The organism is Noviherbaspirillum album (genome assembly GCF_035916955.1).
GTDB lineage: Bacteria > Pseudomonadota > Gammaproteobacteria > Burkholderiales > Burkholderiaceae_D > Noviherbaspirillum > Noviherbaspirillum album.
The window spans coordinates 41,311-62,355 of record NZ_JAWIIV010000021.1; the positions used below are offsets into that span (position 1 = coordinate 41,311).

The 21,045-nt window shown below is 58.8% G+C and carries 21 protein-coding genes; 6 read left to right on the forward strand and 15 right to left on the reverse strand.

Annotated elements, in window-relative coordinates; translation table 11 throughout:
* Positions 1-62: 62 nt before the first annotated feature.
* The 9 genes from RY831_RS21410 to RY831_RS21450 all read right to left on the reverse strand — a co-directional run bounded on the left by RY831_RS21410 (position 63) and on the right by RY831_RS21450 (position 10,318).
* A complete protein-coding gene (locus RY831_RS21410; RefSeq protein ID WP_326508410.1) occupies positions 63-1,190 on the reverse strand; it encodes a DUF3618 domain-containing protein in 1,128 nt (375 codons plus the stop codon).
* Complete coding sequence (locus tag RY831_RS21415; protein WP_326508411.1) at positions 1,187-1,591, reverse strand: phage holin family protein; 405 nt, start codon at positions 1,589-1,591, stop codon at positions 1,187-1,189. The genes RY831_RS21410 and RY831_RS21415 overlap by 4 nt, the downstream gene beginning before the upstream one ends.
* Entirely contained in the window at positions 1,588-2,526 is a 939-nt protein-coding gene (locus RY831_RS21420; RefSeq protein WP_326508412.1) for a hypothetical protein, read from the reverse strand. The genes RY831_RS21415 and RY831_RS21420 overlap by 4 nt, the downstream gene beginning before the upstream one ends.
* A 374-nt stretch (positions 2,527-2,900) precedes the next feature.
* Positions 2,901-4,202, reverse strand: a complete 1,302-nt coding sequence (locus RY831_RS21425; RefSeq protein WP_326508413.1) for an NCS2 family permease — start codon at positions 4,200-4,202, stop codon at positions 2,901-2,903.
* Positions 4,203-4,352: 150 nt separating this feature from the next.
* Positions 4,353-5,291: a LysR family transcriptional regulator gene (locus RY831_RS21430; protein WP_326508414.1), complete on the reverse strand. Its 939-nt coding sequence runs from the start codon at positions 5,289-5,291 to the stop codon at positions 4,353-4,355.
* A gap of 222 nt (positions 5,292-5,513) precedes the next feature.
* The gene (locus RY831_RS21435; protein WP_326508415.1) at positions 5,514-5,885 is read right to left on the reverse strand and encodes a hypothetical protein; all 372 of its coding nucleotides are present in this window, start codon (positions 5,883-5,885) and stop codon (positions 5,514-5,516) included.
* A gap of 157 nt (positions 5,886-6,042) precedes the next feature.
* The gene (locus tag RY831_RS21440) at positions 6,043-7,011 is read right to left on the reverse strand and encodes an L-lactate dehydrogenase (protein WP_326508416.1); all 969 of its coding nucleotides are present in this window, start codon (positions 7,009-7,011) and stop codon (positions 6,043-6,045) included.
* 251 nt (positions 7,012-7,262) lie between these two features.
* The gene (locus tag RY831_RS21445) at positions 7,263-9,491 is read right to left on the reverse strand and encodes a malate synthase G (RefSeq protein ID WP_326508417.1); all 2,229 of its coding nucleotides are present in this window, start codon (positions 9,489-9,491) and stop codon (positions 7,263-7,265) included.
* A 140-nt stretch (positions 9,492-9,631) separates the two neighbouring features.
* Positions 9,632-10,318, reverse strand: coding sequence for a haloacid dehalogenase type II (locus RY831_RS21450; protein ID WP_326508418.1), 687 nt, complete (start codon positions 10,316-10,318; stop codon positions 9,632-9,634).
* 258 nt (positions 10,319-10,576) lie between these two features.
* Here RY831_RS21450 and RY831_RS21455 point away from each other — a divergent pair, with 258 nt between their 5' ends.
* A complete protein-coding gene (locus RY831_RS21455; protein WP_326508419.1) occupies positions 10,577-10,918 on the forward strand; it encodes a hypothetical protein in 342 nt (113 codons plus the stop codon).
* 101 nt (positions 10,919-11,019) lie between these two features.
* Positions 11,020-12,336: a PQQ-dependent sugar dehydrogenase gene (locus tag RY831_RS21460; RefSeq protein ID WP_326508420.1), complete on the forward strand. Its 1,317-nt coding sequence runs from the start codon at positions 11,020-11,022 to the stop codon at positions 12,334-12,336.
* A 272-nt stretch (positions 12,337-12,608) separates the two neighbouring features.
* On the opposite strand, the gene RY831_RS21465 is transcribed toward RY831_RS21460, so the two are convergent.
* The 5 genes from RY831_RS21465 to RY831_RS21485 all read right to left on the reverse strand — a co-directional run bounded on the left by RY831_RS21465 (position 12,609) and on the right by RY831_RS21485 (position 16,033).
* Positions 12,609-13,508 (reverse strand): haloalkane dehalogenase, encoded by a 900-nt coding sequence (locus tag RY831_RS21465; RefSeq protein ID WP_326508421.1) that lies wholly within the window; start codon positions 13,506-13,508, stop codon positions 12,609-12,611.
* Between the two features lie 264 nt (positions 13,509-13,772).
* The gene (locus tag RY831_RS21470; protein ID WP_326508422.1) at positions 13,773-14,108 is read right to left on the reverse strand and encodes a four-helix bundle copper-binding protein; all 336 of its coding nucleotides are present in this window, start codon (positions 14,106-14,108) and stop codon (positions 13,773-13,775) included.
* A 93-nt stretch (positions 14,109-14,201) separates the two neighbouring features.
* The gene (locus tag RY831_RS21475) at positions 14,202-14,546 is read right to left on the reverse strand and encodes a hypothetical protein (protein WP_326508423.1); all 345 of its coding nucleotides are present in this window, start codon (positions 14,544-14,546) and stop codon (positions 14,202-14,204) included.
* A 322-nt stretch (positions 14,547-14,868) separates the two neighbouring features.
* On the reverse strand, positions 14,869-15,153 hold the full coding sequence (locus tag RY831_RS21480; RefSeq protein WP_326508424.1) for a pentapeptide repeat-containing protein: 285 nt from the start codon (positions 15,151-15,153) through the stop codon (positions 14,869-14,871).
* Between the two features lie 205 nt (positions 15,154-15,358).
* Complete coding sequence (locus RY831_RS21485) at positions 15,359-16,033, reverse strand: DUF4142 domain-containing protein (RefSeq protein ID WP_326508425.1); 675 nt, start codon at positions 16,031-16,033, stop codon at positions 15,359-15,361.
* A gap of 222 nt (positions 16,034-16,255) precedes the next feature.
* Between RY831_RS21485 and RY831_RS21490 the strand changes: the two genes are divergently transcribed.
* The 3 genes from RY831_RS21490 (at position 16,256) to RY831_RS21500 (ending at position 18,142) form a co-directional block, all read left to right on the forward strand.
* Complete coding sequence (locus tag RY831_RS21490) at positions 16,256-16,504, forward strand: hypothetical protein (protein WP_326508426.1); 249 nt, start codon at positions 16,256-16,258, stop codon at positions 16,502-16,504.
* Positions 16,494-17,372, forward strand: coding sequence for a PRC-barrel domain-containing protein (locus RY831_RS21495; RefSeq protein ID WP_326508427.1), 879 nt, complete (start codon positions 16,494-16,496; stop codon positions 17,370-17,372). Before RY831_RS21490 ends, RY831_RS21495 begins: the two co-directional genes overlap by 11 nt.
* Before the next feature lie 491 nt (positions 17,373-17,863).
* Entirely contained in the window at positions 17,864-18,142 is a 279-nt protein-coding gene (locus tag RY831_RS21500) for a hypothetical protein (protein WP_326508428.1), read from the forward strand.
* A gap of 526 nt (positions 18,143-18,668) precedes the next feature.
* Here the strand turns inward: RY831_RS21500 and RY831_RS21505 are convergent.
* Positions 18,669-18,947 (reverse strand): hypothetical protein, encoded by a 279-nt coding sequence (locus tag RY831_RS21505; RefSeq protein WP_326508429.1) that lies wholly within the window; start codon positions 18,945-18,947, stop codon positions 18,669-18,671.
* A 577-nt stretch (positions 18,948-19,524) separates the two neighbouring features.
* Here RY831_RS21505 and RY831_RS21510 point away from each other — a divergent pair.
* Entirely contained in the window at positions 19,525-20,793 is a 1,269-nt protein-coding gene (locus RY831_RS21510) for a glycosyltransferase (protein WP_326508470.1), read from the forward strand.
* Positions 20,794-21,045 lie beyond the last annotated feature (252 nt).

Genomic DNA, 21,045 nt, shown 5'->3' on the forward strand with positions numbered 1-21,045 from the left:
GCAATGCAAACGGGCCCGAACGCCGCAGCGTCCGGGCCCGTCCGATTCAGGCCGGCAAACAATCAGTGAATGCTTTGCTGGCCAGACACTCCGCCGTAGCTGGCGGTAGAGGTGCCGGTGGTTCCAGTCGTTCCAGTGGTACCCGTGGTGCCGGAGGAAACCGAATCCGGCTGGTCCTTGCTCTGCAGTACCGAACTCGATACATCATCCTTGACGCGAACCGCCTCTTCCTTGGCCACCTGGGCAACGCGCTGCGCCGACTGCATGGCCGTCTGCTTGACAGCCTCGGCTTGTTCCATCGCGGTTTCCTTGACCTTGTTCAGCAGGTTGTCGCGGGTCTGGCCCAGCAGTTCGTTCTCGCGACGGGTCGACGGCAGCGTTGCGCCGAGTGCGGCTCCGATGGCAATGCCGAGCGCGCCGACGATCAGCGGCTGTTCGTCGATGACATGGGAGACGCTGTCCTTGGCACGATAATACTGCGCCTTCGACATTTCACTCATCTCGCTCATCCGGGCCTGCGAGGTCTGGGCGGTTTCCTGCAAGCGGGAGCGGGCATTCTGTCCGGCGTACTGCGCGCGACCGCTTACATCGGAAGCCGTGCTGCTCAGGCGCTGGCTGACATCGCCCGCCTTGCTCTTGAGACCCTGGGCCGTTTCGCTGGCGCGGCTCTTCAAGCCCTGGGCGGTGTCGCTCGCCTTGCTGCGCAGGCTTTGCGCAGTTTCGCTGACCTTGGACATGGCCCGGCTCAGCATGCCGTCGCTGGTGCCGCGGCCGGTCGAATAACTGGTGCGGCCGACGCTGACGCCGCGGCTGCGGACGCTGCCGGTGGTCGTGTCGAAGGTGCTGTCATAGGTGGATGTTTCCATGTCGGGATAGGCGGTGCCGCGTCGGCCGATGCGGCGGCGCGTGCCCGCGACATAGGTCGTCGGCTGGCGCGAAGCGGCGAGCAGCCAGGCGAATCCGATACCGATCATTGCCACCGGGATCGGATTCTCGCGGACCATGTTGACCAGTCCTACGCTGACGGCTCCGGGCGTGGTCGACAGGGCATAGTCGACCGCCTGGTTCTTCAGTTCGCTCGGCTTCAGTTTCTGCTGGATCGCATCGATTGTGGAACTGAAGTCGGCGCGGGTGCGCTCGATGTCGCTCTCGATTTCCTCCGGACTGCGATTGTCGATATTTTCTCTCATTGCATTTTCTCCTCGACTAGATTTTTATCTCGCTTGAGCGAGTCCATGGTCTTGTGCGGCAGCAGATTATCGGCCGTCAGCTTCGACGCCCCGCCCTTGAGAAGCACGAAGCCGATCGCGCAAATCGTGAGGCCGACGATCAGGGGAGCCAGCCACGGCGCCACCGATTCCGGAAGGATCATCTCGATACCCTTGACCAGCGCCTGCAGGAGGATGAACAGGCCTGCCAGCAGGATCGCGGCGCCGATGGCAACCGATGTCAGGGCCGCCTGGGCATGCACGATCTTGGTCGACAGCTCGGATCGGGCCAGGGCGATTTCCTGGCGCACCAGGTCGACGACATCCCGGGTCAGATCCGAAATCAGCTCCGGCAGGGATTTGTCGCTCTTGTCGATCATCATAGCGAGCTACCTCCGGTCCGGGTGCCGGTCCCGTTCAGGGGGCTGGTCGAGCTGCCGACGCCGGTGCCGGTCGTGCCGAGGCCGGCGCCCGGCGTGCCGTCCGCGCCGATGGCGGCCGCATCGCTCGATGTCATGTCGGCTTCCACCGGCGGGTACGAAGTTGAGGTGCGCCAGTTGCCTTCGGTGAGTTCGAGCTGCTGCTGCTGGTACCGCTCGGAAGAGCTCTTGATGAAGCGTGCCAGCAGGAAGCCGGCGGCGACTGCGCCGATGAAGAAGGTGCCGGGAGCACGCCGCGCAACGCTCTGTACGTCATCGATCAGGGTATCGAGGTCTTTCTCGCGCAGGCGGGTGCTCAGCGTTTCCAGCTGATCGGCCAGCATCTCGACATACTGCGCCACCTGGTCCTGACCCTGTCCGTGCAGCTGCGATGCGGTGCTGCGGATCACGTTGGCGACATTGTCGACCTGACCCACCGCGGTTTCCTTGCGCTGGTCGAACATCGTGCGGCTGGATTCCTTCAGCTGGCTCGCCATGTCGCCGGCATACTGGCGCGCCTGTTCGGCGATGCGCGTGCTGCTTTCCTTGACCTTGTCGGTTGCCGATGCCATCGTGCCGGACATGCCCGATGCAGTGTTTCCATAGCCAGTGCCAGTGCCTTTGCCAGCGCCGCCGCTGGTCAGCACATCGGCCTCGATGCCGCCGCTGCTGCCGGCCGCGCTGCTTGCGGTGCCAGTCGAAGCCGGCGTCCCGGTTGCGCTCGATGCGCCCGGCGTGTTGGAAGTACCAGTGGCGCCGAGCGTGCCTGCGGTGCCAGTGGCACCGGACGCGCCGGATGTTCCTGAAGTCAGCGATGCCGCATCCTGCAGCCTTTCACCCGGTCCCGGTTGCACGCCGGTCGAAATCGGTGTTTTTCCATCCTTGTTTTGATCTGCCATTGCTATCACTCCTGTTTATTGGTTGGTTACGGCTGTTTGGAGACCTTCAATCCGGCATCCCTGTCTCCGCCAGACATCTTTCGTTGCAGACAGGTTTGTCCGTCCATAACATGTTAGAAATGCAAGCGATGGTTTAGTTCTAAGCGTTGATCTCAATTGAATGAGGGGAAGCAAGGAATGCGCTGGAAGCGGAACCGAGTACATGCATTCAGCGGGGTGAATGTTACGGAGGGACAACTAGGGCGATGCTCAACGATGGCCGATGGCCCTGATGATCTCTCATCATAGTCGCGCTCAAGGCGACTTACAAAGTAAAAAGCCGGCCATGCGGCCGGCTGACTCGAGATGACGCGTCGTCCCGGAAACCGCGCCGGCTATTCCGCCCCGATGAACGCATACCGGAAGACGAAGACGACCGCGATCGCCCACACCATGACGGGCGCCTGCCGCGGCTGGCCGGTGAACATTTTCAATACCGCATAGGAGATGAAGCCGAACGCCACGCCATTGGCGATGGAATACGTGAAGGGCATCAGCAGCGCGGTGATGACCGCGGGAATGCTTTCGGTCGTATCGCCCCAGTTCAGCTCGACCAGTTCGCGCGTCATCAGGCAGGCCACATAAAACAGCGCAGGCGCGGTGGCATAGGCCGGCACCGTGCCGGCCAGCGGCGCGATGAACAGGCAGCCAAGGAACAGCGCAGCGACCGCCACCGCCGTCAGGCCGGTACGCCCGCCAGCCTGCACGCCGGCTGCGCTTTCAATATAGGCGGCGGTACTTGACGTGCCGAGCACCGAGCCTGCGAGAATGGCGCCGCTGTCGGCAAGCAGCGCCTTGTTAAGGCGCTCCATCTTGCCTTCCTTGAGCAGGCCGGCCCGGCTGGCGACGCCCATCAGGGTGCCGGTGGCGTCGAACAGCTCGACCAGGAAGAACACCAGCACCACGTTCAGGATGCCGACCGATAGCGCGCTGGAGATATCCAGCTTGAACAGTGTCGGGTCGATCGACGGCGGTGCGGAAAATACGCCGGCGAACTGATTGCCGCCGACCACGAAGCTGAGGATGGTCACCGTCATGATGCCGATCAGGATCGCGCCCTTGACCCGCAGGTGATCGAGCGCGACGATCAGGAAGAAACCGAAGATGGCGAGCAGGGCCTGCGGCTTGTGCAGGTCGCCGAGGGTGACGAAGGTCGCCGGATTGGCCGCGATGATGCCGGCGCTCTTGAGCGACACGATGCCGAGAAACAGGCCAATGCCCGCCGTGATGGCGATCCTGATCGATGGCGGTATGCCCCGGACGATCAGCTCGCGCACGCGCAGCACGCTGATGACCACGAAGATGCTGCCTGAAATAAACACCGCGCCCAGCGCGGCTTCCCAGGTATAGCCCATGCCCTTGACCACGCCATAGGCGAAGTAGGCGTTCAAGCCCATGCTCGGTGCCAGCGCGATCGGGTAATTCGCATACAGGCCCATGATCAGCGAGCCGATCGCGGCGGCCACGCAGGTCGCGACGAATACCGCATCCTTGGGCATGCCGGCATCGCCCAGGATCGAAGGATTGACGAAAATGATGTAAGCCATCGTCAGGAAAGTGGTGAAACCCGCCATCAGTTCCGTGCGGACATTCGTTCCCTGCTCCTTCAGCTTGAAAAGCCGTTCCAGCAGCGCCATTGCATGCTCCTCGTATCGTTATATGGGATCCGACATGGACCCTGTCTCCATGCGTGATCATGTGCCAGGGAGCAGTGCTTGGGGATAGCGCCTCTCGTATAGCCACCATAGGACTGGGCGGATATGTGGATATGCGGGCGTGGACGAGATTCAGCCCGACACCAGCTCCGCGGTGCTGGCCGACACCAGGTCGCGCAGCCATTTATGTTCCGGCGCGTGGTGCACCCGGTCGTGCCAGAGCTGGTAGAAGCGCATGGTCGGGAATTTGATCGGCACGGTGAAACGCTTGAGCGGCAGATTCTTCTCGAAGAAGCGCGTGAACTGCCTTCCGGTGGTCAGCACCAAGTCGCTGCGCATGAGCAGATAGGGGATCATGCCGAAGTAAGCCGATTCCACCACCACGTTGCGATGCATGTTCTGGCGCGACAGGAAAGACTCGATGACGCCGAAGTATCCCGCCAGCATTTGCGACGGCGCGACATGCGGCAGCGACAGATAATCCTCCACTGTCATCGCATCCGGCGCGGTGCGCAGCGCGTACGCGCAGTCGGCGCGCATGACGCAGGCAATCTCGTCATCGAACAGCTTGGACATGTGCAGATGCTGCGGCGGCTCTTCCCAGTTGGCGATCACCACATCCAGCGTGCCGTCGGACAGCAGCTTCAGATAGTCGATCTCGCGCGCCACGCTATGCACCACCACCGTGCTCTTCGGCGATTCGCGGCGCACGTTGGCGACGATATGCGGCAGCAGCTGGCTGTCGAGGTAGTCCGGCGCGGCGATATGGAAGGTGCGCGCCTCCTGCTGCGGATCGAAGGTCCCCTTTCCAGCGAACAGTCTTTCGGCCTGGTCGAGGATCTGCTTGGCCGGCATCAGCAGGCTTTCTCCGTACTGGGTGGGGATCATGCCATGCGCGCCGCGCACCAGCAGCGGGTCGCCGGTCAGCTCGCGCAGCCTGCGCAACGATGCCGAGATGGATGGCTGGGGCTGGTTCAGCTTCAATGCGACGCGCGATACGTTCCTTTCGGTCAGCACAAGGTGCAGGATGCGTATCAGGTGAATATCAAGATGATTCGGTAAGCCGGGCATGAGGTTCCTTGTGCATGTGGGCGGGAGACGCGGTCCGCAAGGCGGAGCCGCTGTTTGCACAAGGAAAGATATAGACATGCCAGGCCGCCGGATACCGAATAACCGCAATACCTTCTATATAAGAAAACCGATATGGCGCGAGCGGAAAATGAAGAGTAATTCGTATTGCTTCCGGCTTGCTTTCGTGCAAGGCCAGGGCTGCCTGAGCTGACCTGCATTGAATCAGTTCTTCCGATTCAGCCGGATCAGCCTTTCCTTTTCGCAGAAATCACACAGGCATCGCATCCAGCCATCGCTGCGCTGACGCCCGGCCTCTCCGCAATCCTCGCAAACCGTCGTGCTGAGGTCTTCAATGGCGTCGATGATATTTGCGACCTCCGGGGTAAAGGTCCCGTGATAACGCACGCTCAGGCGTGCCCGCTCTTCCTTGATCGACTCGATATAAAAGTCTTCGACCATGCCGTTCGGCAGGGCCGCATCGATGGCGGCGCACATGTCGATGACGAGGCGCTGCCATCCCTCGGAGATCGTGATGGAGGGCGGTTCCTTTCCAAGGAACAGGCGCGGATAGAGAAAGGGAAGGGAATGCAGCATCAAGTTTCCTGATTTTCCGGTTGGCGGCTCGCCAAACAGTCGCAGATCTTAATCCATGCACGGGTCTGCCCGTGTAGCCCTGACTGGCAGTGACGCGGATCGTGGTCACCGAACCGAGGTAGAACGCCTGACACGCGCGCCGCCGAACGAAACCGCGCTAGCAGCCCAGCGAAGTAAAAGTGGTCCTGATCAGCTCGGCGCTCTTGCGCAGGGCATCGTGTTCCTCGCTGCTCAGCAGGGGGTCGATCAGCATCTTAACTCCCTGGTGTCCGATCACCATGGGCAGGGAGATCGCCACGTCCCTGATTCCCGCCACATCCGGAACGACGGAGCAGGCGGTGAAGATGCTGCGCTCGTCGTGGACGATGCAGCGGGCAAGCCTCGCCAGCGCCGCACCGATGCCATAGTTGGTGGCGCCCTTGCCATCGATGATCTGGTAGGCGGCGCGCCTCACATCATGGTCGATCTCCTGCCTGATCTGCGCCGTCAGCGGTTGGCCGCACTGGTCCGCGAACCGGTCGAGAGGCAGGCCGGCAATCTGCGCGCCGGACCAGGCCAGCACTTCCGAGTCGCCATGTTCCCCGAGCACATAGGCATGCACCGAGCGAGGTGACACCTGGAAGCGTTCGGCAAGCAATGAGCGGAATCGCGCGGTATCGAGCATGGTGCCGGAACCCAGCACGCGAGATGACGGCAGACCGGACAACCTGGTGGCGACCTGCGTCATGACGTCAAGCGGATTGGTTGCCACCAGCAACACCGCGTCCGCGGCATGGCGCATGACCTGCGGCACGATGTCGGCAAACACCGCGACGTTGCGCGCGAGCAGTTGCATGCGGCTTTCCCCGGGCTTCTGGCCCACGCCCGCTGCGAGGATGACAAGCGCGCATCCTTCAAGATCGGCATAGTCACCGGCGCTAATGCGCATCGGATGCGAGAAGGGCGTGGCATGCAGGATATCCCGGTACTGCGCCTCGGCGAGTTTCGGGTCACGGTCGATCAGCACGAGTTCGCTGCCGACGCCTTGCATGGCAATCGAATAAGCCGCAGTGCTGCCGACGAGGCCGGCCCCGACGATGCCGATCCTGGTATTGCTGCGGGAAATGGATGCGGAGGAACTGGTCATGATGGAGGTGCTGTTCCTGGAGAAGTAATGGAAGCAAGGTTTGGGTATCGCAAGACTACCGGGGCTTTCGACGTACCGGGCCACCTTGCATTGACAACATAGGCCGCCGGAGTTCTTCATAATCCGCATTCCGGCAGGCAGGATGCTTGCGCAAATGCGCGGCCACGGCGTGAGTCCGTGAAAACCCGGCGCTCAAGAAAAAACACCCCTGACGGCGTGCCGGCAGGGGTGCTGACATGTGTCTGACGGTCTTACTTCGGCAGCTCCGCCTTCACCCGCAAACGCCATGCATGCAGCAGCGGTTCCGTGTAGCCGCTCGGCTGCTCCAGGCCCTTCATCACCAGGTCGCGCGCGGCGCGATAGGCATAGGATGCTTCGAAGTCCGGCGCCATCGGCTTGTAGAACGGGTCGTTGTCGTTCTGTGCATCGACCACCTTCGCCATGCGCTGCAGCGTTTCCTCCACCTGCTCCTTGGTCACGATGCCGTGCAGCAGCCAGTTGGCGATGTGCTGGCTGGAGATGCGCAGCGTGGCGCGGTCTTCCATCAGGCCGACGTTATGGATGTCGGGCACCTTGGAGCAACCCACGCCCTGGTCCACCCAGCGCACCACGTAGCCGAGGATGCCCTGCGCATTGTTGTCCAGCTCCTGCTGGATTTCGGCGGCCGACCACTTGGCTTCCTCGGCGACCGGCACCTTCAGCAAGTCGCCCAGCAGGCGCGCGGTCTCGGCGTTGGCATCGACCTTTTCAAGCTCCTTCTGCACGTTGGCCACGCTGACCTGATGGTAGTGCAGCGCATGCAGGGTGGCGGCGGTGGGCGACGGCACCCAGGCGGTGTTGGCGCCGGCCTTGGGGTGCGCGATCTTCTGCTCCAGCATCGCGGCCATCAGGTCCGGCATCGCCCACATGCCCTTGCCAATCTGCGCGCGTCCGCGCAGGCCGCAGGACAGGCCCGTCAGCACGTTGCTGCGTTCGTAGGCCGACAGCCAGGCGCTGGTCTTCATGTCGCCCTTGCGCAGCATCGGGCCGGCATGCATCGCGGTGTGCATCTCGTCTCCGGTGCGGTCGAGGAAGCCGGTGTTGATGAAGGCCACGCGGGCGCGCGCCTCGTTAATGCACGCCTTCAGGTTGACGCTGGTGCGGCGCTCCTCATCCATGATGCCGAGCTTGACGGTGTTGGCCGCCAGGCCGAGCATGCCTTCGACGCGGCCGAACAGCTCGCCGGCGAACGCGACTTCCGCCGGGCCGTGCATTTTAGGCTTGACGATGTACACCGAGCCGGTGCGGGAATTGCCGATGGCCTGGCCGGCCTTGCGCTTGAGGTCGTGCAGCGCGATGGTGGTGGTCACCACCGCATCCATGATGCCTTCCGGGATTTCCTGGCCGTTCTCCAGCAGGATGGCCGGGTTGGTCATCAGGTGGCCGACATTGCGCAGGAACAGCAGCGAGCGGCCGTGCAGGGTCACCACGCCATCCTTGGCATTGGCAGCGCCCACGCCGGCAGTGTACTGGCGGTCGGCGTTGAGGCTGCGGGTAAAGGTCTTGTCGCCCTTGGTCACGCTTTCCGACAGCGTGGCCTGCAGAATGCCGAGCCAGTTGCTGTAGGCCAGCACCTTGTCCTGCGCATCGACGGCGGCAACCGAATCCTCGAGGTCGAGAATGGTCGACAGCGCCGATTCGATCACCACGTCGGCGACGCCGGCCGGATCATCCTTGCCGATGCGCGTGCCGCGGTCGATCTGGATATCGATGTGCAGGCCATTGTTGATCAGCAGCACGGACGTGGGTTCGTTCGCCTGGCCCTGGTAGCCGACGAACTTGCTCTCGTCGGCCAGGCCGGTGGTGCTGCCGTTCTGCAGCTTGACGCTGAGCTTGCCGTCCACGACCTGATAGCCCGCGGCCTCGCGGTGGGATCCGCTGGCCAGCGGAGCCGCCTGGTCGAGGAAGCCGCGCGCGAAGGCAACCACCTTGGCGCCGCGGATCGGGTTGTAGCCCGTGCCGCCGGGGCCGGCCTTGGTCGCGCCGTCGCTTTCGGGGATGGCATCGGTGCCGTACAGGGCGTCGTAGAGCGAGCCCCAGCGCGCATTGGCGGCGTTGAGCGCATAGCGGGCATTGAGGATCGGCACCACCAGCTGCGGTCCGGCCTGCAGGGCCAGCTCGGCATCGACATTGGTGGTCGTGGATTGCACTTCCTGCGGCTGCGGCACCAGGTAGCCGATAGCTTCCAAATGGGAACGATAGGCTTCCATGTTCTTGATCGGGCCGGGATTGGCCTTGTGCCACTTGTCCAGCTCGGTCTGCAGGCGGTCGCGCTCGGCCAGCAGCGCCGCGTTTTTCGGCGCCAGGTCGTGGGCGATGGCGTCGAAGCCTTTCCAGAAGGCGGCGCTGTCGATGCCGGTGCCGGGAAGCACCTTGTCTTCGATGAAGCGGTACAGGACGGTGGCGACTTGGAGCCGATTGCAAGGAGTGCGATTAGTCATGGTGAGAGACCTCTTATGGTTGTTTATGATTGCTTATGGTTGTAATGGCGATGAATCAGTAAGGCATTCGTAAGACACTCGGACAAAGGAAAAGGGCAGGCCGGTGGATGCTGCCGTCCGCGTTGTCTTCGCTGCCTTTATCAAGCATGCGCGGCCTCCTGCCTGACGAAAGCGGCCAGGTCTTCCAGCGTGGGGCCTTCGCTGCTGGGCGTCACGCCCAGCTCTTCCATCGGCGCCGCGGCGCGGTTGACCCAGAAAGTCTTGTAGCCGAACCAGCTGGCGCCGCAGACATCCCAGCCGTTGCTGGAGACGAACAGCAGGTTCTTCGGCGCCACGCCGAAAATGTCCGGCCCCATCTGGTAGGCCTCGGGCGCGGTCTTGTATTTCTTCACGCTGTCGACTGAGAGCAGGTGATTGAACAGGGGTTCCATCCCGGCCGCCTTGACGACAGTCTCCAGCATCTGCGGATTGCCGTTCGACAGGATCGCCAGCTTGAAGCCGTCCCGTTTGAGCTGTTCAAGGACGGAGATGCATTCGGGAAAGGGTTGCAGCTTCGCATACTGAGACATCAGCGCATGCTGGGCATCGAGCGTCAGGTCGAGGCCGAGCTTCTTGCAGGAAAACAGCAGCGCATCCTGGGTCACTTCCCAGAACGGCTTGTACATCGAACACAGCGTGCGCAGCTGGGTGTACTCGATCTGCTTGGCACGCCAAAGCGAAGCCAGCGGCTCACCTTTGCCGCGAAACAGCTTTTCCGCCAGGGCGCTGATCGAATACACATCGAACAGCGTGCCATAGGCGTCGAACAGGATCGCTTGAACGGGCATGGCTGCGCAGTCTAATGGTGGAAATGCAGCAAGTTTATTTGTTATTAAAAGCGATAGGTGAGCGCAAAAGTGAATTCATCTTTGCATTTTGGTAAAAAGTCCGGGCGTGTAGACTGCGAACCGCTGATTTGCCCGGTGCACCGTACCAGCGACGTGCAACACGAAGTATGGGACTTCATCGCGCTCCAGTTGCGCCTTACCTATCGTTACTGCCATTAGCCACGGCGCAACGTAAGCATTCACTGCATGAGGCGTTCAATGCGCTACGCTGGCTGGCGCTGCATGTCACTGGCCAATGAACAGGATGAGGATCAGGTGGCACAGGTCGCAAAGGGAGTACAGGAAACCACCAACCTCGACGTCGAGATCGCTTATGTTGATCAAGGCTATACCGGCGAAGCCGGCCGGTCAATCGCAGGGCTTTTGCGGGGAGCACCTGGTGGTCGGGCATACCGAGGCGAGGCCAAGAAGGGCCTTGTGCTGTTGCCACGTCATGGGTGGTTAAACGCAGCTTCGCCTGGGCCGCACGCTTCCGGCGAATGGCACGCGATTATGAACGCATGGCGCAAATCCCGTCTTAAAGAGGCGTGCCATTATTGATGAATTGGAAACCGCGAACCCTTAAGTGTGTATGCTGTCCTTAAAGGAAATTTTCTGTTTAAGTTCGTCTCTTCCCATTTTGAACCCATTCTGGAGCGATCATGCGTGCAGATCGTTATGTGTTTATCTTAGTTGGAACGGTGTTTTTGAGCGCTTGCGCGGAGCAGGCAAAACTTCCCGTGGAAGCAGGCATCGGACAAAACCCCAAGCTGCCGTCGCCGGTGAAAGGCTTGATCCCGACGGTCAATATTGCTCCAGCCGAAGGTTGGCCGGATGGTGCGGTGCCGAAGGCGGGTTCGGGCTTGACGGTCACCGCATTCGCCAGCGGCCTGGACCATCCGCGCTGGCTTTATACATTGCCGAATGGGGACGTTCTGGTCGCCGAATCCAACCGCCCGGCCGATGCTGAAGGCGCCCGGTCCGGCATCGCCGGATGGATCATGAAGAAAGTGATGAAGCGTGCCGGGGCAGGTGTGCCGAGTGCCAACCGGATCACCCTGCTGCGCGATGCGGACGGAGACGGGAAACCGGAAGTGCGGACTGCGTTTCTTGAAGGACTGAACTCGCCTTTTGGCATGGCGCTGGTTGGCGACACACTGTATGTAGCCAATACCGATGCCCTGGTTCGCTTTCCGTACAAGTCGGGCGCAACGCAGATCAGGGAAGCCGGTGTCAAGGTGGTTGATTTGCCTGCAGGCCGGATCAATCATCACTGGACGAAGAACGTCATTGCCAGCCGGGATGGATCACGCCTGTATGTTACCGTCGGCTCGAACAGCAATGTCGGCGAAGTGGGCATGGAGAACGAAGTCAATCGCGCCGCGATCCTGGAAGTCGACCCGGCCAAAGGCACATCCCGCCTGTTTGCGTCAGGACTGCGCAATCCGAATGGCCTGGCATGGCATCCGGAAACGGGAGCACTCTGGACCACGGTTAACGAGCGCGACGAAATCGGGAGCGACCTCGTTCCCGATTACATGACAACAGTCAAGGATGGTGGCTTTTACGGCTGGCCCTACAGTTATTTCGGACAAAACGTAGACGAGAGGATAAAGCCGCCGCGTCCCGATCTGGTAGCTTCGGCCATCGTGCCCGACTATGCGCTGGGCGCGCATACCGCTTCGTTCGGCATACTGTTTTACGAAGGTAAGCAGCTGCCGCAGCAGTACGGCGGCGGCGCCTTTGTCGCCCAGCACGGCTCATGGAATCGCCGACCCCATAGCGGCTACAAGGTGATCTTCGTACCGTTCAAGGAGGGAAAGCCCTCCGGACCGGCTACGGACGTGCTCACCGGTTTTCTTTCGGAAGACGGCAAGGCCCTGGGACGCCCGATCGGCATCGCCACCGACCGTACGGGAGCACTGCTGGTGTCGGACGATGTAGGCAACGTCGTCTGGCGCGTGACGGCGGCGCGTTGAATCGATACTGCATAGCGTGACGGTAGGCGTCATCAGTGCCAAAGGCAGGGTCCTTCCGAATGAAAGCATGGCTTGGCCATGTCGCGTCTTCACGCCTTGTTCCAGCGTCACTCTGCCTCGGCCTCGACTAGGCCGGTCAGGGCGAAAACGCTCTAGCCCGGCTGGCTGGCCCGCTTATACCAATCCCATGTCATAGAATGACCTGGGATTGGTATTACTCGTTCCCTTGCCGGGCAGCCGCGGTACCAGTTTTTGCGGCGTAATATGAAAATTCATAGATGTCTAAGTGCTTGCCGGGCAATTTCCTCCCCGTGTTCCTGCACGAAATGTCCGCCCTCTGCGACTTCGTAAGGGGGTGGACAGTTACGGATATGCCGGCGTACCTCAGCCATCACCGGTGGACCGAGTACTGGGTCCTTCATTCCGATGGCCATGAATGTTTCCCCATTCCATTGCTGTCTCCACCAATCGCGCGCGCGCCGGGACAAGGCCGCGCCTTCGGCATCCGGATTGTCTGGAACCAGATTGGGAAAACGACGCACGCCAGCCTTGTAATCGATCCCAGGGAAGGGCGCATCATAAGCAGCGGTTTCTTCAGGGGACAGATGAGGATTACTCCGAGCCATCAGCTTGCCAACGGCCATGTCGGGATTTGCATTGTTCCAGGCTCGCCAGTCAAGAAAACCCTTGCCCAGCGGTGTATCGCCCGTCGCAAAACTGGTGTTCATGACCAGCAGCCCGGTGAACCGTTCAGGCATGTCCATTGGTAGCGTCAGACCGAGCAGGCCGCCCCAGTCTTGCACCACCAGGACGATATTCTTCAGTTCCAGGCGCTCGATAAAGCGCAGAAGCATGCCGCGATGGAAATCGAACGTGTAGCGCTGGTCGTCGATGGGTTTGTCGCTTTTCCCAAAGCCGATCAGGTCAGGAGCAATGCAACGATGGCCAGCAGCGGTGAAGACCGGGATCATCTTCCGGTAGAGATAGCTCCAGGTCGGCTGCCCATGCAGGCATAGGAAGGTCTTTTGCGCACTATTGTCGTCTTGCCGCCCTTCATCGATGTAATGAACTCTCAATCCCTCATAATTCCTGAGATCGTCAAGAAAGCGTGCGGCAAAGGGGTAATCAGGCAGATTGTGAAAACGCTCGTCGGGCGTACGCAGAACTTCCAATATTGTCTCCTCTTTTCTTATTGGCAAAGATGACAGTGATAATTATCGTAACGGCCTGTCATGTGTTGCAACGTGGTCGTAGCACACGTGCGGACGGGACATCCCATTCCCGCTAGCTGGAAACTTGATCACCCCACGCGCAAGCTCGATTGCAGAGAATGGCGCGATACACAGATCGTAAACAGGGCGCTTGCGTCCAGGGTATCCATCACTAAAGGCCAGCGTACCATATCCGGTAGGCGCCAGGAGAAGTCCCTATCTTTCTCAAGCAGCTGTCGACATGCGACGGCACTCTTCTGCGCAACGAAGGCACGCTTGTGCACACGCCTGGCAATGGCCCATCTGATGTTTGGCGCATTCATTGCCGCAGGCTTCGCACACCTCGGCACAAAGCTGGCAAAGCGAAGTTGACATTTCACTGCCGCGCGCCATATAAGCTGCTGCAAGCCGGCAGATTTGCGCGCAATCGATGTCCAAGGCAATACACCGTGCCATCATTTTTACATCCTCCTCCTGCAAACAGGATGCGGCACAATTGTCACAGGTTGCTGCGCATGCATAGCATGCTTCGATACAAGACTGGAACTGCTCGCTGGCCATGCTGACTCCTTTAAATTAGGAGTTGAAAGCAGGTTGCCCATCTGGGGAACTGGGGTTATCGCGTGACATGGTATCTATCGGGCTTCTATGCCGTTACTGCTTTTGTTCACCTGGCATAATTACCGTGCCAGAATCGGACCTGCCGTCCGGATTTTTATGAACATCAGTAGCATGCCCAGCCCTAAAGCTTCCGGGCGCAATGTTTCCGGAGTTGTTGCTCGTGGTGCCAGATGAACCGGATGAGTCTTCATTACGTCGCTGCATCAAACTCTTCGTCGGCGATGTCCCGGATGTGCCGATGCTGTCTTGTGGGCCGGTAGCTTTTGCATCGACCTCAGTTGGCTCGGATGCCGTCTTTGCTCCGAGCGTTGCATTTTGCGCTACTGCGTGGCCGGCAACCGATATTGGTAGTAAAAGCGCGGTCAATAACTTGCGCATAGACGCCTCCAGATACGTGCATTCAGACAAAGCGAAAGAAGAGAGTTGAAAAGCGATTACTCAGGAGACTTATCTCCAGCGGCGGATCGCCGGAACTCGTTAGAAAATCACCAAAATTAAAGTTCATTCCCCGTCGAGGAATTCGGCACTTTATACCAATCCCAATTCATGGAATGACTTGGGATTGGTATAAGGTATGCCATATAGCGAAATTTTGTCGCGAAGCTTTTGACAAACCACCAGGGGCAATGTCAACCGGTAACGGCAGTATCAGCTCAGCCTTGTCTCATGTCCCTGTCGCTCTGTTCCGATTGAAGGCATTCTAGCGTTGCTGCGGGCATCCCTTGCAGCCGGCTGTGATGGCGCCGGCAAACAGGGTCTGGTTGATGTTGGCGTTGCTCAAATCTGCATTAGTGAGGTTGGCGTTGGTAAAGTCTGCACCTGGCAGGTCGGCTGACCGCAAGCTCGCGCATTGAAGGTTGGCAGACCGGAAGTCGGACCGCAAGGAATTGGCGCCATTAAGCTTGGCAGGATTGATCTCGGCACCTGACAGATCAGCTTCCCTCATATCTGCCTGCTTGCTGCAGGTTTGCGCCTCGAAGATCATTCTCGCGCTTTTGTAAGGAAATGGAGTCCGTCGGCGAGCCATGTTTCCTGTGTTTCAGAAGACGCCTACCATTGTAGACGCAGCACTATAGGCGGCTTTCTGCAATGAAAACGTATTTGCCGGTACTCAATGCCAGTCGTCTAAAAATCAGGCCCACCAGGCAAGGCTGGCCAGACCAAGATTTTCGCGACTGGCGTGAGCACAGTTACTTTTTGATTTCCATTTTCTTGGCGGTAGCAAGATGTTGACCGACGACCTTCATGGTCTTCTGTGCATAAGCCCGGAGATCCTTGTCTTTGGCGCTTTTCTGTGTCTTCTGAAGCAATTCGTGGGTACGCTGGTGATCGCCTACGCCGACGCGCTGAATGAACTGATTGTCGAATGTTTCGCCTGAGAGAGCCTGCAAGGCCGTGGCAATTGCCTTGTGCTGGATATCGGTTTCCGTTGGCAGTTCGGCATTCTTTGACTGCGCCAGCTTCTGCAGCTCCTTCATGGCCGCAGTATGGTCGTCGATGAGACGCTGCGCAAACTTGCGCACCTGTTCGTTCTGGGATTTTTCCAATGCAAGCTTGCCGACTTCAATCTCCGCAAGATTGGCATGCGCAATGTCTTGCATCATCTCCTGATCTTCGCTGGCCAGATTTCCTGCGCGATTTTCGGAAGCGCCGCTGCTATTCATTGTGGTCGAGTTGCGCTGTTCCGACGCACCGCTGGTATTCGCTGTCGTTTCGTTGCGCGCATCTGCACTGTTGGCAGCAGTACTCTGGCTAGCACGGCTGCCCGATGACTGTGTTGATTGTGCGTGTACCGGTGCAGCTGCAAGCATGAAACTGATTGCGCCAATTCCAAAAAGTTTGGAAACTATGAAGCGTTGTGCCATGATGAAAATTCCTTTCTAAGAATACTTCGATGAATGAATTGGGTTTAGCCCATTGCGAAGAATCGGCGCAAGAGTCATGCCGGTACGCTTCTAACCTATTTGAATAGAAAGAATCGAGTGGTCGCTGAGCGCATCTGCTGGCAGATATTTCAATCACTGTGCAAGGACTACATACCTGCAGTGCAAAAATTCTGCTGTCTTGCAACGCAGCGATAAATAGGAATGCACGGCGAGGAATCCACCGCGAGGAATGCACCGCGTTATCTGAACTATTATCTTCAGGACCAGGATGCCGATGCGGTTCTTCTGATAAATGTGCCCATTGTCGCGCTGGTCGTCAAAGGTGCAGACATGAACTCCCAGGGTTTTTCAAGGTCCTGTAGTTATGGCAAAAAACTGGTCGACAAGGCCAATATTGCTGGTATTTTGCCCTCACGATGCGGTACCTGTGATGGCCTCGATGAAGGTTGAAGTCTTATCTATCCCTATCGCCTATCAGCAACGCAAGGAAGGAGGAACTTTCATGCTACATAGTCTGAAAGCAATCGATGGCTTTCCAATCATGACCTCGGAGGGGTTGATCGGCAAAGTCAAGGATATCTATTTCGATGATCATCATTGGACCATACGTTATCTGGAAGTAGATACTGGCGGCTGGCTGACCGGTCGCCGCGTGCTCGTTTCTCCGGTATCGATTCTCGGCATCGACTGGGAACGCGAAGAAGTCATGGTAAGCCTGAGCCGAAAGCAGGTCGAAGACAGTCCGAGTATCGATTTAGAAAAGCCGGTTTCGCGTCAGCAGGAGGCTGCGCTGTCGGACTACTACAGCTATCCCTACTACTGGGCAGGCGCCGGCTTTGGAGGGTACACCGCATCGTCCATGCTGGTGGACCCTGCGTTGCTCAAGTCCGCCCAGTCTGGCGGACCTGGTGTGAATGCGGACGCCGGTTCAGCCAACGGCGATCCACACCTGCGCAGCAAGGACGAAGTGGTTGGTTATCACATCAAGGCCTCCGATGACGAGATTGGACATGTCGACGACTTTCTGTTCGACGATCGCGATTGGTCGATTTCCCATATGGTGATCGATACGCGCAACTGGTGGCCGGGGAAGCACGTCCTTATCTCGCCGAAGCGCATCGCCTGCGTAAGCTGGGAGGAAAAACGGGTGGGCGTCAACCTATCCCGGACCGAAATCGAGCAGAGTGCCGAGTACGATGAAAGTCACTCTCCCGCCGCGGAATACGGCGAAGTGTACCGGCACGCCGCTGGTTTTTCGGAAATGCCGCCCTTTACGCCTGCCGATGCGATCGCAAAGCGTGATGGCCGTCGAACATGAAGAGACGGCGCCTGCCGAGAACTGCCAATACGCATAAGAGCAGGTGCTGGGCCCGCTCGTACAGCATTTTTGCTCGACCGAGTAATTCCAGCGTTCCGTAAATCCTTAACGGGGCTGCTTGCCGCCTACTTTCATTTAGGTTTGCCGTTCTTCCAGGCTTGGCAGGCACGGCGTATGCGCAATCGTCCTTGGAAGCCGCGGATGATCTTATTCGGGGGGCAGCCAGGAGGTAACGACATTGCACGCAATGATAAGGCAATAGCGAGGCAATCTGCAGCGCATCCTGGCGCTGGTACGGGAGCGCGTACTGCCTCATGTCGATTTTGAACGGATGACCGCCCTGGCGACTGGTGCGCAATGAGACGGGTTTGAAGATCTACGATGTCAGCGTGCTTGACTGATGTCTTGCTGGTGCAGTCCTATCAAGGCAGCTTCGCGAATGAAATCGGCAGGCGCGGCATTGACGTCCAAAGGAACGTGGCGGCCCGCTGGTGTTGAAGCATAATCGCGATCGTCTGGATATGGCCAAGGGGTTCGAGCGGACCAAGTGGCCGGATATCAACGCACCGGCGCAACGCGCAACGACGGAAAACTATTTCCTCGCGCTGGAGCGGCCAACGCAAAACGAGGCTCAACAAGGCGTGAGCACCTCCGGGCCATCCGGCGGCGATGCGGGGGTGTCTGGAGGAATTTATGCCGCTCCGGTGACCGGCGCGAGTGTTCCGCGCGAGCGAGGGAATGCAGAGCAGCCGGGGACGTCGAACAGGTAAAGCCGCTCGAAATGCCGTCTCGACTCCGGCATGTTATTGCATGCCAGGGTCGCGGGTAGACCACACGGATTGCTGATAGATGTAAAAGCCACCCGTTCGACATCCCTCCAATCATTGGACATGCGGCGACAAGGTAGATCGCCAGGTACTTATTCCTCTGTCAGACGTGTTCGGGAATAGGAGGCGGTACTGCTGGTGGGGACGATGGCGATGGAGTCGGATTAGTTCCACCTTCGCCGGGGCCCGGCGGGACAGCGGGGTCTTGTGGGCGTCCGGGCGTTTCGGGACCGGGAGTCCGCGTAGGAGCGATCTCAGGCTGCGGGGCAGGTACATTCGGGATCTCTTGTTCCCGGCAAGGTGGGCGCTGAGTACCTGACGATCCTGCTTTATTGAAATGTCTCGAAATATCGAGATGGATGCTCATATCGTTCAATGGAAGTTGAGAAGTCTGGCTGAGTGATTGCATAAGGCGATGACATTGCTGTCGTTGCACTTCCCGCATATTGGCGGAATCGTTAGATCATGTTCACGATTTGCGCGAGCCGCGTTGCCTTTTGATAAAAAGAATGGCTGCTGCCGGCACATGGACCGCACCGAAGCCAATCAGAAGCGTCAGTACCTTCGATGACGTGCCTTCCATCGATGCCGCGGCCGTCAGGCCAAAACCTATGCCGACTATGACAAGTATTGTGCGTGCGATACCAGCGCGAAGCATTCCTGCGGTAAAGTGGCCTATTTCAAATTGTGCATAGAGCGCCAGGGCAAGAAGTAGTCCCGCCACGAGCACCAAGAAGAACTCATCCATGCTGTTCCCCCGCAATCAGTCGTTGCAGTTCCAAAAGCCGGAGCTGCAAAAGTTATTGGAGCCGCTTGTATCCGGTTGGATTCTTAACGCAGATTAGGTTCCCTTGCTGCGTATAACGGTTCTTCGCAAGCACCTTGCATGGTTGGTTGTCCACAACCATTCCAGAACTTCGGCTTCACCAGTTTCGACACCGTAAGCAGGGACGGCAGCAACGGACAGTCTCGACAGCGCAAGTAAGGCCGGTTTGCCGCTTCAAGCTGTCGTTCACAAAGGAAGGGGGGCTGACAGCAATCGGCCGGGAGCAGACATCTGGTGATTCGTAATACCTACCTATAGCTCCCGGTTTTTGCGTGAAATACCTACGCCAGATGTTGCCACAATCGGGAACGAAGCCCTGACGAACGCATACATTTAAGATGCGCACAAGAATGCGGGAAATTTGCTATGGGCAGATCTGAAATCAAGGACAGCTTTCCGCTAACATTGCGTCGACAAGTAGATGCGTCTCCTGGAATGGCAGCCGATCCTCTGTTCATTTAATCGCCTACGAATGTTGAGACGAGTATTCGAAAAGCATATGCGCATATCTATCCACACGCTTGGTACCCGGGGAGACGTCCAGCCATACGTGGCCTTGGCCCGAAGCCTCTCGCGAAACGGACACGAGGTGCAGCTTGCGGGCCCAGCTCAGTTTGACAGGTTTGTCACCGAAAACGGTGTTTCCTTCTTCCCATTGCCGGGTGAGTTCCTAACTCTGCTCGATACACCAGACGGTAAGGCAGCTATTGCTAGTGGGCAGGGTTATAGCGCAGGTTTCAAGCTATTGAAGCACGTACGACCGCTCATGCGGCGGCTTCTCGATACAGATTGGGCCGCTGCTCAAACTTTCCGCCCCGACCTGTTGGTCTATCATCCGAAATCCATTGCTGCACCCTACATCGCTCAGCGCCTGAGTATCAAGGCAGTCCTTGCTTCGCCCCTGCCAGGCTTCACGCCGACCTCAGCGTTTCCCACACCGATGCTGCCCTTCTCCTCGCTGGGCCCCCTCAATAAAGTGAGCCATCAACTGGCCATCCGGGGAGCCGACTTCCTGTTCAGCAAAGTGTTAAAGGAATGGGGTCATCTGTCGCTGGGACTCACAAGAATCACACGTGTCTGCCCTGATGCGACACTTTACGCTTACAGTCGGCACGTAGTGCCGGTTCCGAATGATTGGAATGAGAGAGTATTTGTATCGGGTTACTGGTTCTTGAACGACGAAGCGTCCTGGCACATGCCACCTGGACTTGCAAAGTTCCTGGCAGACGGTGACATACCGATCTACGTTGGTTTCGGAAGCATGCCCGGAATCGATCCTGAAAGATTCGCACGAGAGATAGTCAACGGCTTGGATCGAGCGGGCAAGCGCGGCCTGCTTGCAATAGGTGGCGGCGCACTCGAGATGACGAGCGTGCCAAACCATGTGCATGTCGTTGGGGCCGCTCCCCACGGTCAGCTCTTTAAGCACGTCAGCGCGGCATTGCACCATGGTGGAGCGGGGACGACCGCCGCTTCACTCCGGGCAGGACTCCCAACGATAATCTGTCCATTCTTCGGTGATCAGCCTTTCTGGGCCAGACGAGTTGCACATCTTGGGGCCGGGCCACAAGCGCTCGACCGCAAGACACTAACTGCGGACAAGATGGCTGCGGCTTTTTTGAGAACCGACGACTCTGTCATGCGCAGCAAGGCCAATGAGCTTGGCCAGGCCATACGACAAGAAGACGGCTTAGCGCAAGCCGTTAGAATTATTGAGCAAGTCGCCTCAAGTCCAGCACATGGGCGCTGCGTCATGCGCATAACCTAGAACAACATCTAACCGCTGTTGAACTGGACCCTCACGCCTCCAAAAGAGCGTTGAATAGCCGCTTTCTGAATCGCCGACAGGCCGGTTAGGGTCGCGTCCCGCGCTTCAGTACGGTGATGCATACGTCTCGTTTGCGGCGCCGAACTGCCGCTGACCCTAGATACCTATATAGGTCGCATGCTGGCCAAAACCGGTCGGTCACGACCGCCCCATTTTCACAACAACGCTACAGAAAGATCTCTTCCATCTTGT

Excerpts from the sequence above, each read along its gene's own strand:
- RY831_RS21410 (WP_326508410.1), bottom strand. The coding sequence starts at position 1,190 with ATGAGAGAAAATATCGACAATCGCAGTCCGGAGGAAATCGAGAGCGAC.
- RY831_RS21415 (WP_326508411.1), bottom strand. The coding sequence starts at position 1,591 with ATGATGATCGACAAGAGCGACAAATCCCTGCCGGAGCTGATTTCGGAT.
- RY831_RS21420 (WP_326508412.1), bottom strand. The coding sequence starts at position 2,526 with ATGGCAGATCAAAACAAGGATGGAAAAACACCGATTTCGACCGGCGTG.
- RY831_RS21425 (WP_326508413.1), bottom strand. The coding sequence starts at position 4,202 with ATGGCGCTGCTGGAACGGCTTTTCAAGCTGAAGGAGCAGGGAACGAAT.
- RY831_RS21430 (WP_326508414.1), bottom strand. The coding sequence starts at position 5,291 with ATGCCCGGCTTACCGAATCATCTTGATATTCACCTGATACGCATCCTG.
- RY831_RS21435 (WP_326508415.1), bottom strand. The coding sequence starts at position 5,885 with ATGCTGCATTCCCTTCCCTTTCTCTATCCGCGCCTGTTCCTTGGAAAG.
- RY831_RS21440 (WP_326508416.1), bottom strand. The coding sequence starts at position 7,011 with ATGACCAGTTCCTCCGCATCCATTTCCCGCAGCAATACCAGGATCGGC.
- RY831_RS21445 (WP_326508417.1), bottom strand. The coding sequence starts at position 9,491 with ATGACTAATCGCACTCCTTGCAATCGGCTCCAAGTCGCCACCGTCCTG.
- RY831_RS21450 (WP_326508418.1), bottom strand. The coding sequence starts at position 10,318 with ATGCCCGTTCAAGCGATCCTGTTCGACGCCTATGGCACGCTGTTCGAT.
- RY831_RS21455 (WP_326508419.1), top strand. The coding sequence starts at position 10,577 with ATGCGCTACGCTGGCTGGCGCTGCATGTCACTGGCCAATGAACAGGAT.
- RY831_RS21460 (WP_326508420.1), top strand. The coding sequence starts at position 11,020 with ATGCGTGCAGATCGTTATGTGTTTATCTTAGTTGGAACGGTGTTTTTG.
- RY831_RS21470 (WP_326508422.1), bottom strand. The coding sequence starts at position 14,108 with ATGGCCAGCGAGCAGTTCCAGTCTTGTATCGAAGCATGCTATGCATGC.
- RY831_RS21475 (WP_326508423.1), bottom strand. The coding sequence starts at position 14,546 with ATGCGCAAGTTATTGACCGCGCTTTTACTACCAATATCGGTTGCCGGC.
- RY831_RS21480 (WP_326508424.1), bottom strand. The coding sequence starts at position 15,153 with ATGATCTTCGAGGCGCAAACCTGCAGCAAGCAGGCAGATATGAGGGAA.
- RY831_RS21485 (WP_326508425.1), bottom strand. The coding sequence starts at position 16,033 with ATGGCACAACGCTTCATAGTTTCCAAACTTTTTGGAATTGGCGCAATC.
- RY831_RS21490 (WP_326508426.1), top strand. The coding sequence starts at position 16,256 with ATGCACGGCGAGGAATCCACCGCGAGGAATGCACCGCGTTATCTGAAC.
- RY831_RS21495 (WP_326508427.1), top strand. The coding sequence starts at position 16,494 with ATGAAGGTTGAAGTCTTATCTATCCCTATCGCCTATCAGCAACGCAAG.
- RY831_RS21505 (WP_326508429.1), bottom strand. The coding sequence starts at position 18,947 with ATGGATGAGTTCTTCTTGGTGCTCGTGGCGGGACTACTTCTTGCCCTG.
- RY831_RS21510 (WP_326508470.1), top strand. The coding sequence starts at position 19,525 with ATGCGCATATCTATCCACACGCTTGGTACCCGGGGAGACGTCCAGCCA.